This is a genomic window from Roseateles sp. GW821-FHT09G03, assembly GCF_059416045.1.
In genome coordinates this window covers 24,891-38,980 of the sequence record NZ_JBWKOK010000007.1, presented here as the reverse complement: position 1 = coordinate 38,980, position 14,090 = coordinate 24,891, and the positions used below count along the sequence as shown (strand labels likewise).

The 14,090-nt window shown below is 66.7% G+C and carries 13 protein-coding genes; 7 read left to right on the top strand and 6 right to left on the bottom strand.

What is annotated here, in order from left to right; genetic code table 11:
* Positions 1-179: 179 nt before the first annotated feature.
* The 4 genes from AC07OZ_RS23195 to AC07OZ_RS23180 all read right to left on the bottom strand — a co-directional run bounded on the left by AC07OZ_RS23195 (position 180) and on the right by AC07OZ_RS23180 (position 3,563).
* Positions 180-1,562 (bottom strand): B12-binding domain-containing radical SAM protein, encoded by a 1,383-nt coding sequence (locus tag AC07OZ_RS23195; protein ID WP_495469435.1) that lies wholly within the window; start codon positions 1,560-1,562, stop codon positions 180-182.
* A gap of 100 nt (positions 1,563-1,662) precedes the next feature.
* A complete protein-coding gene (locus tag AC07OZ_RS23190; protein WP_495469666.1) occupies positions 1,663-2,286 on the bottom strand; it encodes a dCMP deaminase family protein in 624 nt (207 codons plus the stop codon).
* A gap of 117 nt (positions 2,287-2,403) precedes the next feature.
* Entirely contained in the window at positions 2,404-2,976 is a 573-nt protein-coding gene (locus tag AC07OZ_RS23185) for an AAA family ATPase (RefSeq protein WP_495469434.1), read from the bottom strand.
* The gene (locus tag AC07OZ_RS23180; protein ID WP_495469433.1) at positions 2,973-3,563 is read right to left on the bottom strand and encodes a 3'-5' exonuclease; all 591 of its coding nucleotides are present in this window, start codon (positions 3,561-3,563) and stop codon (positions 2,973-2,975) included. The genes AC07OZ_RS23185 and AC07OZ_RS23180 overlap by 4 nt, the downstream gene beginning before the upstream one ends.
* A gap of 426 nt (positions 3,564-3,989) precedes the next feature.
* Here AC07OZ_RS23180 and AC07OZ_RS23175 point away from each other — a divergent pair, with 426 nt between their 5' ends.
* Positions 3,990-4,370, top strand: a complete 381-nt coding sequence (locus AC07OZ_RS23175; RefSeq protein WP_495469432.1) for a hypothetical protein — start codon at positions 3,990-3,992, stop codon at positions 4,368-4,370.
* A 110-nt stretch (positions 4,371-4,480) separates the two neighbouring features.
* On the top strand, positions 4,481-7,126 hold the full coding sequence (locus AC07OZ_RS23170) for a DUF2339 domain-containing protein (protein WP_495469431.1): 2,646 nt from the start codon (positions 4,481-4,483) through the stop codon (positions 7,124-7,126).
* Positions 7,127-7,149: 23 nt separating this feature from the next.
* Here AC07OZ_RS23170 and AC07OZ_RS23165 read toward each other — a convergent pair whose 3' ends face one another.
* A complete protein-coding gene (locus AC07OZ_RS23165) occupies positions 7,150-7,953 on the bottom strand; it encodes a hypothetical protein (protein ID WP_495469430.1) in 804 nt (267 codons plus the stop codon).
* A 158-nt stretch (positions 7,954-8,111) separates the two neighbouring features.
* Positions 8,112-9,062, bottom strand: coding sequence for a GlxA family transcriptional regulator (locus tag AC07OZ_RS23160; protein WP_495469429.1), 951 nt, complete (start codon positions 9,060-9,062; stop codon positions 8,112-8,114).
* A gap of 217 nt (positions 9,063-9,279) precedes the next feature.
* On the opposite strand from AC07OZ_RS23160, the gene AC07OZ_RS23155 reads away from it, so the two are divergent.
* The 5 genes from AC07OZ_RS23155 to AC07OZ_RS23135 all read left to right on the top strand — a co-directional run bounded on the left by AC07OZ_RS23155 (position 9,280) and on the right by AC07OZ_RS23135 (position 14,084).
* Entirely contained in the window at positions 9,280-10,260 is a 981-nt protein-coding gene (locus AC07OZ_RS23155) for an SLAC1 anion channel family protein (RefSeq protein ID WP_495469665.1), read from the top strand.
* 212 nt (positions 10,261-10,472) lie between these two features.
* The gene (gspG, locus tag AC07OZ_RS23150) at positions 10,473-10,934 is read left to right on the top strand and encodes a type II secretion system major pseudopilin GspG (RefSeq protein ID WP_495469428.1); all 462 of its coding nucleotides are present in this window, start codon (positions 10,473-10,475) and stop codon (positions 10,932-10,934) included.
* Between the two features lie 134 nt (positions 10,935-11,068).
* Positions 11,069-12,070 carry a type II secretion system minor pseudopilin GspK gene (gene gspK, locus AC07OZ_RS23145; protein WP_495469427.1) on the top strand — a complete coding sequence of 334 codons (1,002 nt, stop codon included), beginning with the start codon at positions 11,069-11,071 and terminating at the stop codon, positions 12,068-12,070.
* Entirely contained in the window at positions 12,070-13,503 is a 1,434-nt protein-coding gene (gene gspL, locus AC07OZ_RS23140; RefSeq protein WP_495469426.1) for a type II secretion system protein GspL, read from the top strand. Before gspK ends, gspL begins: the two co-directional genes overlap by 1 nt.
* Complete coding sequence (locus tag AC07OZ_RS23135) at positions 13,500-14,084, top strand: type II secretion system protein M (protein WP_495469425.1); 585 nt, start codon at positions 13,500-13,502, stop codon at positions 14,082-14,084. Before gspL ends, AC07OZ_RS23135 begins: the two co-directional genes overlap by 4 nt.
* Positions 14,085-14,090: the final 6 nt, after the last annotated feature.

Genomic DNA, 14,090 nt, shown 5'->3' with positions numbered 1-14,090 from the left:
AAGGCTTTCGTAGACAGATTTAGTCGATCGGACGACTGTTGCCAGTGTGGGCAAACACTCGGATTTCGAGGACCCCCGGCCGTATGGGTGGGGAGTTCTAGGCGATGTTCACGGTCACGGTCACGGTCATGGTCACGATCCCGGTCGCCTCATTCAAGAAGCGTCTCGGGCGGCGCCTATCAACGCGGAGATTCGCTTTTGAACGGCAGCTCTTCCGGCCGCGCCGACGAGCAATGCTTGAGAAAGACTTCATAGGTCATGCTGGGCGGAAAATAGCTGAAAGACTTCAGGTCGAAGTAGTCTTGGCTGCTCATCATCGTTCGTGAGATGCCCAAAGCTAGTTGCATCGCTTCGCTGTGTGACATCGTCGCGCTGAGGTGCAGGTCAGCAAAGCCTTGCTCGTCCAACGAGGCATCTTTCACTGCACGAGTGCCATACTGCTTTAGGCCCGCGAGGAAGGACTTCGATTCGTCCCCGTAGCGGTAGATGATGAGTGGGCCTGCTGATACCCCTTTAATGAGGGCCGCGTTCTTGTCCAACCAGTTTCTGGTTGCGTCCAGGGTCTGTTCCGACTCGCCTGCATAGAGGAGCACGTTGACTTTGGTCCAAATGCCGTTGTCGTGGCAGGCCTGCAAGAGTTCAGACGCCTTGTTGAGGTAGACCTCCGGCGATCTGGTCTTCTCCATGATCTCAAGCTGCGTTCCGCTTGCTGATTCCAAGCCGAGATCCAACACTTTGAGACCGGCCTTCGCCAGAATTTCAACCTGGCGACCGGTCATGTGGTCAACGCGAGTTTCTGCGCGCCACTGAATGTCCAATTCTCGCGCCCTAAGCTCAGCCACCAGTTGACTGCTCCATTGCGTGGAAGGCTGGAAGAGCGATGCCTCAAAGTAGGCGTTGAAGCTCCTGTGGCCCAGAGCAAGCGTCGCCGCTTCAATCTCATCGGCTAGATCGGCCGCCGGCTTTGGCTGGCTAAGTGGAACCTTGGACTCCGCGCAGAACCCGCAATTGCGGCCACAACCCCGAGAGATCTCGAAGCTCGGAGTGAACTCATAAGCCTCGTCGAGGAGCGTGTAGTCCATCCGCGAGAGCGTTCCATTGGTGCCGGACAGCTTTGGCAGGGGTGAGATGTCCGACTCCGGAATCATCTTCCAGCGCTGTGGCTGCAGGACACGTTCGATGACGTGTTCTGCCGTACCGAAGATGACGAGATCAACGTCCGGGATTTGTGAGCGCAGCCACACGCCATCTTCGGCCACGACCCAGCGTCCGCCTACAACAATCTTTGAGCCTGGCCTGCGCTCTTTAATCAGTCGGCAGACGTCGCGCGACCAGCCAAGCGCATAGCTACTGGGAATCGATAAGAGGATCGGACGCGAGACGTCCAGCCATCCAAGTCCTTCGAGTCGGGCGACAAAGTCCGCAGGTGCCGTGAAGTTCCCATGGAAGACGCGTGGGGAGAAGCCCTTGGCCTTGAGGATGCCGGCTAGGCCGAGCAGTCCGTAGTTGAGATAGCGGTGAAGCGCGGAGAACGGATTTCCGGCTTTCTTGGGGCGCAGCATTCCGGCACCGATCATTAGAACGGAATGATCGACGTCAATCAGTAGACTCATTGGGTAGGTAGACAGCTTCGCGGAGGGGGTTGAACGTGCGAGCTCGTACTCAGCAGCATGCGCCGCCGTCAGGACGCGACGTTACTGCAGTGCTGAGCGAAGCCTCAGTCGAGGTTGCTCCGCTGGGGCCGGTGGGCGCGGGCCTTTCCGAGATATCCGGCGCCGGGCCAGGTGTTGCCGTTTGCGTGACGGCCGTCTCGGAAGGAACAAACGAGTCCAAGTCGACTCTGTAGAAATCGACTTCGATGCCAGCCTCTTCGAACATCTTGTGCGCCGAGATGCCGCTGATATCCCAACGTGAATCGCTTGTCCCCGGCGCCTCTGCAACGACTCGCTTTACGCCAGCCTGGATGATCGGTCCCGCACACCGGGCGCACACCGGTTTACCCCAGACATAGACTGTAGACCCGGCGGCCCTGGAGCCTGAAGCGATGAGTGCATTGATCTCCGCATGCACTACCAGCTCGAGCTTGACTTCTTTGTCAGTCAATCGCTCCGCTGAGTCCTCAACTCCCATCGGGAAGCCGTTATAACCGATTGAAATGCTCCCGCCCTTTTTTGAGAAAACGACTGCGCCAACCTTGGCATTCGGGTCTTTCGACCATCCGGCGATGTACTTGGCAAGCTCCACGAAGCGCTTGTCCCACTTTGACATCGGCTTAGTTGCAATCATGTATTCCACTAGAGAGTCCTTTGTTTGGGCGGTCATCGGAGGCGAGTTACTGCTGCAGCGCGCAAGGGAGACGAGTTCACCAATCCGGATGCCTTCGCAGTCATGCGCGACCGGGATTCAGACGGCGATGCGTCCCAGCACTTCCTCAAGCACCCTTTCTTGATTGGTTGATGTCAACTGCAGGCGACGCGTGCCGTATTCGGGGGCAAACACGCCGATGTGACGAGCTGCAGCCACTCGGAACGGAGCATCGATGTCTCGGCCCGGACCTAGCGCAATATTGGGATCGAGAATCGTCTCAATGACCAGGTCGTATTCCGACATGTATGCACGCGCAATGGCTCTGACTGTCTCCATTCGACTTGGCTGTGTAGAGCGACCTGAGACCTCGAGCGCAGCCTCGAGGTAGCCCAGCGCGTCCGAGACCGGACGGTCAATCAGGATCACGTCGGCCTTGAGGGCTGCGACGGCCTCTCGCTGGATGCACTCCGCGATGATCCAAAGCGTGCTGTCCACTGTATGCTCGCTCAATATCGGGAAACCTAGCGCGCGGGCCTTGACAGCGATACTTTGGAATCGCTCGACGACCAATCGTCTCTGCTTGAGTTGCTCTTCGACTTGGTCCAGGAATGTCGACTTGCCAGTCGAGTGTGTGCCGGTGATGGCGATCTTTATGGGGCGCTTGTTCAAATGAGGCTGCCTTGCGGTTGGTCGAAGATGTCGGCGCGGCGAAGGGCCGCTTCGCGCTGCTGTTCAGGAAGGTTGCGTAGCAGGTCTACCAGTAAGAGCGCCGCCAGGGCTGCGTCATAGAGTGCAGAGTGATGCCTCTGGCCGGTGATCTGTCGGGCTTGCTGCGACAAGGACAACAGCTGCCCAATTTTGTCGAGTCCGTACGAGGGTAGTCCGGGCTTCAAGGTTTTCGCGAGCCGCAAAGTGTCGATTGCGACTCTTGGACGCCAAGTTGGCAAGGCGCGATTGAGAAATGCCAGATCCACATGGACGTTGTGACCGACGATCAGACCTTGCCCGATGATGGACTCGATTTCATCCGAAAGCTCCAAAAACGACGGACAGTCGGCTACGTCTTGATTGCGGATGCCGTGAATGCCGGTGGCCATCTTCGTGATCGGTTGGTTTGGTTTAATGCGCCAGCTCCGTGCTTGACCCGTCAATTGCAGATCGAGGACTTCAACTGCGGCAAGCTCGACGATCTCCGGCGGTGTTGCGCCCGAGCCTTCGACGTCAAGCGCCCAATAGCGGCTTGTCACTATTGTCATGAGCAACTCGCCGTCACGAGCAGGACTGGCGCGACTTCTGAGTGCGAGCACATGGAGTGTGAGTAAGCATTGCCAGCGTTTGGCCTTACTTGGTAAAACGAACTCAAGCGTTCAAACCCGACATGCGAATCCCGAGCTCAGGGTATCTACTCAGGTCTAGATTGCGGAATTGAAAAATTGAATGACGGAGGGATGCAAATCAAATCAAAGGATGTCTCTGGCTAAGCGATCAACGTTGACTCTGCATCCAGTCAGAGGTATTGCATTTGAGGCTAGGAGCCGCACAGCTAAGGCCCGCATGCCTGGCGCTGCGGGCACGTCTGCTGCGACGCTCGGCGAGTGGCCGTAACCTGAAATCGCGTTCGGTCGTGCATCGCCGATCGTGAGAGGAATTTCATGAGTTCAGTGACGGGTCGTAGAAAGTCCGTGTCGTTGACCTTCCGAGGCTTTGAGGTCAAGGCCGAGGAAGTGGTCCGGCTCGCCGGCGCGGCGGCGTCAAGTTCCGAGAACCGGGGAGAGCCGGTGAGGCCGGGCGTCAAGACCTTGTTGACTCGGTCGTACGCGAGGTTCTCGACGGACTTCTCCAGCGATCATCAACTGAACGACATGCTGCCCGCGCTGCTGGCCGTGCTGGGAGGGGTCGATCGAATCGGGCAACTCAGAGAGCAAGTGCAGCCGGAGTTCCTCGAGATCCACTTCGATCTGCCGGCTCGACAGTCGGAGGACTCTCAAGAGGGCTACCTGGATGAATCCGTCATCGCCGCAGTGTTCCAACTGAAGGCCACGATCTCGTTCGGGTTCTTTTAGAGACCCGACCGGTATCGGCTTGCGATACCCCAGGACTTTCGTCCATTGACGCGGCGGGCCCCTGGCAGACACTGCGGTCCTTCTCCCGACCCGCTCCGGCCGTGCGCGACATGGACTCCTTCGAAGCTTTCTGCCTGCTCGCCGCCCTGGGCTATCTGTGGTGGCAGCTCACGAATGTGAAGCGGCGCGTCCGCCACCTGGAGGAGCAACTCGCGGCAAGGGACGCGGTGCCGCTGCCGCAGCCCGCCTCCGCCGAGACGGCACGGTCGTCACAGCCGGCATCGGCATCGGCAGGTGCGCCTAGCCCTGCATCGATGCCTGCAGGGACTACATCCATCGCGTCGGCAGCCCTGCCGCTGCCGCATCAAGCTCCGCCGCCAACGCGCCAACCCGACGAGGCGCCACAGGCGCCGGCGACGCTCGCCCCCGTCGATCCGATCCCAGTACCGATCTTGCCTGAGGCCGTGCCCGTCGTGGTCCCTCCAACGACGACCGCCACACGCCCGCCGGCAGCAGCGCGAGTTGCGCCGACACCGTCGGTCCCATCCGGTCCGCCGCAATGGCAGGTCGCCTTCTTCGACCTGCTGCGCAAGAACCTCTTCGCCGTCGCCGGGATCGTCCTGCTGCTGCTGGGTTTCGTCGTGCTGTTCCGCTCCATCGAGTGGGACCATCTGCTGTCGCCACTCGCCAAGGTGTCGCTGGGCTGGGCCGCCGCGGCGGCGCTCGGTTTCGCCGGCATCAAGCTGAGCGCGCGCAACGGGTTATGGGGTCAGGTCGTGCAGGGCGGAGCGGCGGCCATCGGATTCCTCGCGACCTACGTCGGCGCGTCGGGCTACGAAGTCCTCTCGCCCACGATCGCGCTGGTGCTCTTCACCGCGATCTCCGGCGCGCTGGTGTATCGCGCGCTGAAGGAGGACGCCAAGGTCCTCGCCGGCGTCGGCTTCCTGGGCGCCTATGCCGCGCCGCTGCTGGCCATGTACGGCCATGCCGGGCTGCTCTTCAACCTCGGCTACGGCCTCATCGTCACGGCCTTCGCGCTCTGGGTGAGCCTGTCGCGCCGCTGGCAGGAGATCGGCATCCACGCGCACGTCTGCGCGACCGGCCTGGCCTCGCTGGCCTACGCAGGCGCAACGAACGAACCCGCGCTCCCCGCGTGGCAGCAGCAGGCGCTGCTGCTGGCCTACGTTGCGCAGTTCGTGGGCTGGGCGCTGGCCTGGGCGCAACGCCACAGCCCCGCCGAGACGGCGCGCGGCGACCTGTCGTCCGCACCGGCGCGAGAGATCCCTGTCCTCAGCGCCTGCTTCTCGACGACGACCGTCGTGTTCCTCGCGCTGGAGAGCTGGCTGCTGGCGCCGGCCACGTTCATGGTCGTCGCCTTGGTCACGGCCGCGGTCCTGGCCTTCATCGGCCTGCGCGTGTTCCGCCAGAAGGCGCTGCGCGAGACCGCCTGGGTGCTGAGTGCGCTGAGCATCGCGGCCGGGCTGGTGCAAGGCGACCTCGCGCGCTCGGTCGCGAGCTTCGGCCTGTTCGCCGAAGGCGCCATCCTGATGCTGACGACGCGCGCGCAGTCTGTCATCCGGCGCGTGCTGGCGCGCCTGCTCTTCGCCGTGGGCGCGGTCGCCGTGATGGATGTCCCCGCCTTGTGGCCGGTCGCGCTGCTGCTGGTGGCAGGTCTTGCCATGTCCCTGCGCATGCAGCGCGAGGGCAGGGCGGTGGACGCTGCACTCGCAGCGGCCGTGACCGTCTCGGCGGCCGCGGCGTTCTCGTACCGGTATGCGGACCTCGACTTCCGCCTCCTGCCGGTGTTCACGCTGATCATGCTCGGAGCGACCGCGCTGGCGCACGTGCTGGGCCGATCGTCGGTCGCGTCGGAGTCGAAGCACGCGGCCGTCGGGTTCGTGCCGACGATCTACGCAGCGGTCCTGGCGCTGGGCTGGCTGCTCACGCTGACGGTAGCGCGGGAAGCACCGCAAGCCTTGGCGCTTGGTGCGCTGGTGACGCCCGTGGTCTTCGGTGCCGCGGTGGCGTTGAGGTCGCTGCGCAGGACGCTCAGCCCCGGCGCGGCCGAGCGCGCGAAGGCGCTGCTCTGGCTCGCGCATCTGCTGCCGGCGCTCGTGGCCTTCATCCTCAACAGCAGCTGGACGCTGGTCGCCTTGCTGGCCGTCGCGGGCACCGCCGCCTTCGCTCATGTGCTGACGCGACTGCGCGTCGATGCGCCGTCGGCCAAGGAGTTCTACGTCACGCCCTACAGCATGGCGCACGCGGCGTTGCTGGGATCTCCGATGCCGCTGGTGATCGCGGCTTGGCCCTACATGGGCACGAACAGCGTGGAATGGGTGTTGGGTGCAGCGACCTTCTATGCCGCGCTCGTGACCTGGTGGCAGCTCGGCGAGGGCGTGCCCGCGCAGGTCCGCAGCGTGGCCGCCTCGGCGGCGGGCGTGGCGATGGGCTACGTCGTCGTGCGCGGTCTCACGGATCCGCCTCAGCTGGCGTTCCAGCTCGCCTGGAGCAGCTACCTGCTGCCGGTGGCACTGGCTGCCGTCGGCGTGGGCTTCCTGTTCCTGAGCACGCGCAGCGGTCGCCGCCTGGCCTGGCAGGTCTCGGCCGTTGTCCTGGCGGGCTCCGCGGTCAAGCTGCTGTTGTCGCTGGGCAGCCTGGCGCTGTCGCCGATGGGCATCGTCGGCAGCCTGCTCGGCATGGGGGCGTTGTTCCTGCTGGCGGGCTATCTGGCGCCGCAACCACCGGCGAAGACGTAGAACGGGGCAAGATCCTCGCTGGGCTACGGTTGCGCGCCCACTGGCGTCTGTTCGCGCAATGCCTCGGCGTTTGCGTCGACAGACCGGGCCTGCAGAGGGACCGCCTGTGCCTGGGCCGTTTCCTGCATCGGAGTCACCGGCAAAGTCTTCTCGAGCGCCTTCTTGGTGGCGTGAGACAGGCTGAGTTCCTGTCCCTTGGCATACCAGTAGTAAGCGAATGCCCAGATGCCGGCGATCTCGACGGCGAGGACGAACTTGCTTTCGCCTATCGTCATGGTCGCAATCAAGGCGATCAGCGGCGCTGCGGCCATGAAGGCCGCGGCGATGCGGTACTTCCGCTTGAACGGCTTGACGTCGGCGCCGTCGGGCAGGTACTTCAAGGTGTCCATCGCGCGGAAGAAGACCACGTAGACCAGGCACGCGAAGAGGGCAATGGCGAAGAAGCCGTGGGGCGTCCATCTGCCACAACCCTCGCAGGTCCACCTCATCGGGAAGCAGGCGACACCAACGGCAAAAGCGCCGGCGGCATTCAGCGCCATGTTCTCCCGCGGCGTGAATCCCTTGTAGAGGTACAGGAACGCGGCAATTGCAAACAAGCCGCCGACGAAGACGATGCGGCTTGGATTGAACCCCGTGTTGGTCGCCCAGTAGTAGGCGCTCAACGAGTCCTGAAGGCCGAGCCCGGAGTCCGCCACGAAGCCGATGCCAATGACAAGCATGGGGAACACGAACGCAATCAGCGCCATGCCAGACCGCAGGCTGATGTAGGTGTCGAAAACATGGTCGTAGACCGTTTGATCGCTTTCCTTCTGAACGTCTTTTTTCATGGCCGGTTCCTCAGGGAGGCGCAGTGTCGCGCGGACGCATTGACATGCTAGTCAGCCGGACTCGCTGACACCTCCTCAGGATTGAGGACGGACATGGCCGCAGCGGTTGCAGCCTCCGGTCGAACCCACCTGGCAATGTCTTGCTGACCGCGCTCGCGTTAGGCGAACCGCCGCCGGTACTCCACCAGCGTGAGCCCCATCCGCCGGCTGAACGCCCGCCGGAAGCCGTCCACATTCGCGTAGCCGACCGCGTCGGCCAGGCGCTTGGCCGGCAGGTCGGAGTCCTCCGCCATTCGGCGCGCGGCGTCGATGCGGGCGTTCTCGACGAACTCCGCGGGCGTCGTGCCCGTCTCGCTGCGGAACACGCGCGCGAAGCTGCGCTCGCTCATGCCCGCGCGGCGCGCGAGCGCCGGGATGGACAGGTCCGCGCGCAGGTGGGCGAGCACATAGTCCTGGATCGTGCTCACGTCGGAGCGCTCCGCCGTCTGCGCGGCCAGATGCGCGCTGAACTGACTCTGACCGCCGGGCCGCTTCAGGAACATCACCAGCTGGCGCGCGACGCGCAGCGCGAGTTCGCGCCCATGGTCGTCCTCGACCATCGCGAGCGCCAGGTCCATGCCGGCGGTCACGCCCGCGGAGGTGAAGAGATTCCCGTCCTTCACGTAGATCGCGTCGGGCTCGACGCAGGCGCCGGGGTGGTCGGCGGCGAGCCGGTCGGTCGAGTTCCAGTGCGTCGCCACGCGCCTGCCGTCCAGCAGTCCGGCCGACGCGAGCGCGAAGGCGCCCGTGCAGACCGAGCCGTAGCGGCGCGCCGTGCGGGCCTGGCGTTGCAACCAGCGCCGCAGGTCCTCGTCGACCGCCATGTCGTCGCGCCGCGGGCTGCCCGCGATGAGCAGCGTGTCGATGCGCCCGCGATGCGTCGCCACCGTCGCGTCGACCGCCATGCGCAGGCCGCTGCTGCTGCGCAGCAGGCCTTCTGCCGTACTGATGACGCTCACCTGATACGCCTTGGGATCGCCGAGCTGATGGGACGCTTCCGCGAAGACATCGGCGGGCCCGGCCACGTCGAGCAGCTGGAAGCGGGGGAAGGCGAGGATGGCGATGCGCATGGCGGTGAATGCCCGGTGATTGGCAGGAAACGTCGTGCCGCGGGTGGGCGCGTTCCGGAGAGCTTGGCAGAAAATAACGTCACACGCAAATTCAGCCAACGACTCAGCCAGCCACCTGGCCAACCATCCGGCCAAGGACCCAGCCCAGGACATCGCCATGCACGCCTCGCCTCCCATGCCTCCACCCCTGTCCATGTCGACGCCGGTGGCCGCACCCATGAAGCCGGGCCTCTCGGCGTCTCCCGCCAGGTCCGGCGCCTCAATCCGCTTTCTGCCGGTGAATCTCTTCGCCTCCGTGATGGGACTGTCCGGACTGGCGCTGGCCTGGCGCCTCGCGCACCGGAACCTCGGCGCGCCCGCCGTCATCGGCGAGGCGGTCGGTGCCCTCGAGGTCGCAGTGTTCGTGCTGATGGCCGCGGGTTATCTGGTCAAGCTGGCGAAGCATCCGGACGCCGTGCGCGCGGAATTCCAGCACCCGGTGGGCGGCAACTTCTTCGGCACGATCGCGATCTCGCTGCTGCTGCTGTCGTCGCTGATCGAACCGTACGTCGCGTCTGCAGCGCATGCGTTGTGGACGCTCGGCGCGCTGGGGGCGTTCGGGCTCGCGTTCATCGCGGCCTCGCGGCTGCTGAAGGGGCAACTGGAGTCCGCGCTCGTGATGCCCGCGTGGCTGCTCTCTGGCGTGGCGACGCTCGACATCGCGGTCACCGGCCGCGACATGCCGATGGCCTGGGCGCCGGAGATGAACCTGATCGCCGGCGCGCTCGGCGCCATGCTGGCGCCGGTGCTGTTCGTGATGATCGTGAGCCGCTTGGTCCACCGCGAGCCGCTCGCGCCCGCGGTGACGCCGTCGCTGATGATGCTGGTCGCGCCGTTCGAGGTGGGCTTCCTCGCGTACACCAACCTGGTCGGCGGCGTCGACCGCTTCGCGGCGGTGCTCTTCTACTTCGGGCTGTTCCTGTTCCTCGTGATCGCGCCCAAGGTGTTCCGCCGGAGCATCGCGTTCTCGCCGGCCTGGTGGGGGATCAGCTTCCCGATCGCGGCGCTGGCGAGCGCGGCGCTGAAGTACGCGCATCACGCGGGCGGCCTGCCGCTCCAGACGCTGGCCATCGTGCTGCTCGGCGCGTTGAGCCTGGCGCTGGCGGTGCTGTTCGTGCGGACCGTCGCGATCGTCCTGAACGGACAGTTGTTCCGGTGATCGATCGTTGACGGTCCCTCCGGGGGGATTCCGGGGAGACGCCGTCGGCGACGGCGTTCTCCCGAGTTCTCCCGAGTTCAGCCGCACGTCGGCGCCTGATTGCGCCCGTCACCGGCCCGTTCCCCGCAAATCCTCCCGAACATCGTTCATGCCGGCGCAACTGCCGCTCCGGATGATGGCCGCAAACAGGATATGAATGCGGGGAGCATCGAATGGGCTGGAGTCGCTTCCACGGGTCATCCCGTCGTCCGCGGTCGACGCGGTCGACGCGCGGTTTCACCTTGATCGAGATCATGGTGGTGCTCGTCATCATGGGCGTGATGGCCGCGCTGGTCGTGCCCAATCTGATGGAGCGGCCCGACCAGGCCCGCGCCACCGCGGCGCGGCAGGACGTGGGCGCCGTCATGCAGGCGCTCAAGCTCTACCGGCTCGACAACGGCGAGTACCCGGCCAGCGCGCAAGGCCTGCGCGCGCTCGTCGAGAAACCCAGCGCCGGCAAGCCGCCCGCGAACTGGCACAAGTACCTCGAGCGTCTGCCTACCGATCCCTGGGGCCGGCCCTACCAGTACCTGAATCCCGGCACCAACGGCGAGATCGATGTCTTCTCGCTCGGCGCCGATGGTGAGCCCGGCGGCGAGAAGGCCAACGCCGACATCGGGTCCTGGCAGCTCTAGGCGCCGCCATGATCCGCGCGAACGCTCACGCCGCGGCCGCGCGGCGACGGTCCGGTCTTCCCGTCCGCTTTCCTGCCCGCCTTTCTGCCCGTGGCCATCGTGGTCTCCGCCCCGCAGGCGCTGCGTCGCGCGGCATGGCTGTGGTCGCGGTGCTCATGGTGGTCGCGGTGATCGCGGTCCTGGCGGCCGCGTTGCTGGGCCGGCAGTCGGCCGCGTTGCGTGCCGCGCAGGCCGAGCAGACCTGGGGCCAGGCGCGCTGGCTGCTGCGCGGCGAGATCGACCGCGCGCAGGCCGTGCTGCGCATCGAGGCGCGGCGGGAGGTCTCCGTCCGCCTGGACGGCGCCTGGCGCGTGCCGGTCAGCGGCCGGCCGCTCGGTGTCATCGAGGGCACGCCCGCGCTCGCGTTCACCGAGATCACCGATGAGCAGGCCAGGTTCAACCTCCGCAACCTGATGAAGACCGGCGAACTCGATCCGGTCGAGGCCGGTGCGTTCCAGCGGCTGTGCGCCCTCGTGGGCGTTCCGGCGGAGCAGGCCGCCCTCATCGCGCGCCGCGTCGCGACCAGTCTGGCCGACGCGGAAGCCGCACCGCCGGCGGGCGTCGCGCCCGCGGCTTCCACGGCCCCGTCCGCAGAATCGCCGGCCAATTCACCCGACGATCCCGAGGTGGACACGGGTCTCGCACGCCGCTGGGGACTGTCGCCCTTGCCCCCGCACGACCTGGCCCCGCGACTGAGAGGGGTCGACGACCTGCTCGGCGCTCCGGGGGTCGACGCCGGGGCCGTGGAGCGCCTGCGGCCGTTCGTGACCGTGCTGCCGCAACGGACCTGGATCAACGCCAACACCGCGAGCGCCGAAGTTCTCGCCGCCTGGGTGCCGGGCCTGAGCGTCGAGCGCGCCCGCGCCGTGCTGAAGACGCGCGACCAGGGCCAATGGTTCATCAATCGTGGCGACTTCGTGCGGCGGCTGCAGATGCCGGAGATCGACGACGTCGACGTGCTCATCGGGATCACGAGCGAGTGGTTCCGCGTGTCGACCGCGCTGCGGATGTCGCGCACCACGCTGCTGATGCAGGCGCTGCTGCACGACGACCGGCAATCGCTGCCTCGCGTCGTGTGGTTGAGGGAGGGCGCGTGATGCGGGCCGAACTGGGGCGGACCGAACTGGGGCGTGTCGATCTGGGACGCGCGGAGCCGGAGCGCATGGCGCCGACGCGGCCAGCCCCGATGCGGGCGGACCGCCTCCGGGTGACCTTGCTGCGGATCGCCTTGCCGCCGCGTGGGAATGCGGACGGACCGCCGGGGCCGATCGCCGCGTCCTGGCGCACGGCGGACGGCGAATGGCACGGCGAATCCTTCGACCACCTGGCCGACCTGGGTGGCCGGTTCGCGGCGACGCGTGTCGAGGTCTGCCCGCATCCGTCCGATCTGGCGATGACCGAGGTCGAGTTGCCCGCGCTGCCGGCGAAGCGGCGCCGCGAGGCGGTGCTCGGCGCGATCGAACTGATGACGCTGGACGGCGTCGAGCGCCTCGCGATCGGCTTCGGTCCGCGCGGGGCGCTTGGCGGCGTGCCGGTCGGATGGATGGCTTGCGACGTCCTCGCCGAGATCCTGCAGCAGCTGCGCGGCGCCGGCCTGGCGGTCGATGCGGTGCTGCCGCCGCCGGCTTTCCTGCCGGAGGCGACTTCAACGCCGGACGCGGCATCGACCTCGGCGCCGGAGCCGTCGCGGCCCGGTCCGAATAGGGCGCTCGACGGGTCATCGGCGGAAGCAACGAAGACGACGGCCACGGCCGTCCACATCGGCGATTGGGTGATCCTGCGCACCGGCGCCGCGCAAGGCCTGCTGGTGCCGAGTCCCGGGCGCAGTCCGGACGGGAACGGGCAAGCCGCGATTGAGCAGGCGCTGCGGACGCGGTACCCGGATCTGGACGCGATCCGCTGGGTCACCGGACGCGAGGCCTCGTGCGGCGCCGGATGGCCCTGGGCGCTGCCCCTCGCGTCGGATCGCGAGATCGGTCTCTCCCGCCGCTGGGCCGCGCCCGCACTGGGGTGGACCGCGGCGGCGCTCGCGATCGGCGTGGCGGGTCTCCACCTCCAGGCACAGCGGCTTGCCGCCGAGGGTCGGGCCTTGTCCCGCCAGATGAGCGCCGAAGTGAAGGCCGCGTTCCCCGAGGTCCAGGTCGTGCTCAACCCGCTGCAGCAGGCCCGGCAGATGCGGGACGCGCGCCGGGCCGGCGGCATCGGCGGGACCGGCACGGCAGCGCCGGACGTTGCGGCGATGCTGCGCGCGGCCGCCGCGCTGCTGACGCAGGCACAAGGGCAGGTGCAACGGATCGATGCGCAGGACGGACAGCTGCGGGTCCGATGGCGGGACGGCGCGGCGTTCGGGCAGGCCGAGCTGCGCGCGCTACAGGCCCGCGCCCAGCAGGCCGGCTTGTCGGTGGAGCCTGACGGCCACGGCCTGCGGATCCAGATCGACGCGACACGATCCTCCGCCGCCGAGGCCCGCGGCGCGGAGGTCCGCACCGCGCAGGGGCCGACATCGCCCGCCTTGGGAGCGACGCCATGAGCGCTCGATTCGCCGTGATCCTGGCGCCGCTGCGCGCGCGCGTGGCGCCGGTGGTGGCGCAACTGGGAGGACGCTGGCGCGAGCTCACCGAGCGCGAGCGCGTCCAGATCGTCGCGATGGTGATCCTGGTGATCGGCACGGCGACCTGGCTGCTGCTGGCCAAGCCCGCCTTGGAGGCGACCCGCCACTGGCAGGAGGAGCTGCCGAAGCTGCGCTCCCAGGCAGCGGCGCTCAAGGGCGTGCTGGCCGAGGCCGGCGTCGTCGGCGTCAACCTGGACAGCCCGACCGAGGACCCGCGCCGGCGGGTGACGGCAAGCCTGGACGCGGCGGGACTCGCCGGCCGCTACCGGCTGCCCGCGACGCAGCCTGCGGACGGCCAGGCGCCAGCGGGCACCGGGCGACCGATCGAGATCGAATTCCCGCAGACCGCCGATCCGGCGCCGGCCTTGTCGTGGCTGATGCAGGCCCCGCCGCGATTGGGGCTGGTGGTGGAACGGTTCTCGATCGAGCGTGACGCGGCTTCCGCGCCAGTCACGGCGCCTGCAACAGCACGGATCACCGCCACGCTGGTGGCGCAGTGATCGCCA

Excerpts from the sequence above, each read along its gene's own strand:
- AC07OZ_RS23195 (WP_495469435.1), bottom strand. The coding sequence starts at position 1,562 with ATGCTGCGCCCCAAGAAAGCCGGAAATCCGTTCTCCGCGCTTCACCGC.
- AC07OZ_RS23190 (WP_495469666.1), bottom strand. The coding sequence starts at position 2,286 with ATGATTGCAACTAAGCCGATGTCAAAGTGGGACAAGCGCTTCGTGGAG.
- AC07OZ_RS23180 (WP_495469433.1), bottom strand. The coding sequence starts at position 3,563 with ATGACAATAGTGACAAGCCGCTATTGGGCGCTTGACGTCGAAGGCTCG.
- AC07OZ_RS23170 (WP_495469431.1), top strand. The coding sequence starts at position 4,481 with ATGGACTCCTTCGAAGCTTTCTGCCTGCTCGCCGCCCTGGGCTATCTG.
- AC07OZ_RS23165 (WP_495469430.1), bottom strand. The coding sequence starts at position 7,953 with ATGAAAAAAGACGTTCAGAAGGAAAGCGATCAAACGGTCTACGACCAT.
- AC07OZ_RS23160 (WP_495469429.1), bottom strand. The coding sequence starts at position 9,062 with ATGCGCATCGCCATCCTCGCCTTCCCCCGCTTCCAGCTGCTCGACGTG.
- AC07OZ_RS23155 (WP_495469665.1), top strand. The coding sequence starts at position 9,280 with ATGAAGCCGGGCCTCTCGGCGTCTCCCGCCAGGTCCGGCGCCTCAATC.
- gspG (WP_495469428.1), top strand. The coding sequence starts at position 10,473 with ATGGGCTGGAGTCGCTTCCACGGGTCATCCCGTCGTCCGCGGTCGACG.
- gspK (WP_495469427.1), top strand. The coding sequence starts at position 11,069 with ATGGCTGTGGTCGCGGTGCTCATGGTGGTCGCGGTGATCGCGGTCCTG.
- gspL (WP_495469426.1), top strand. The coding sequence starts at position 12,070 with ATGCGGGCCGAACTGGGGCGGACCGAACTGGGGCGTGTCGATCTGGGA.
- AC07OZ_RS23135 (WP_495469425.1), top strand. The coding sequence starts at position 13,500 with ATGAGCGCTCGATTCGCCGTGATCCTGGCGCCGCTGCGCGCGCGCGTG.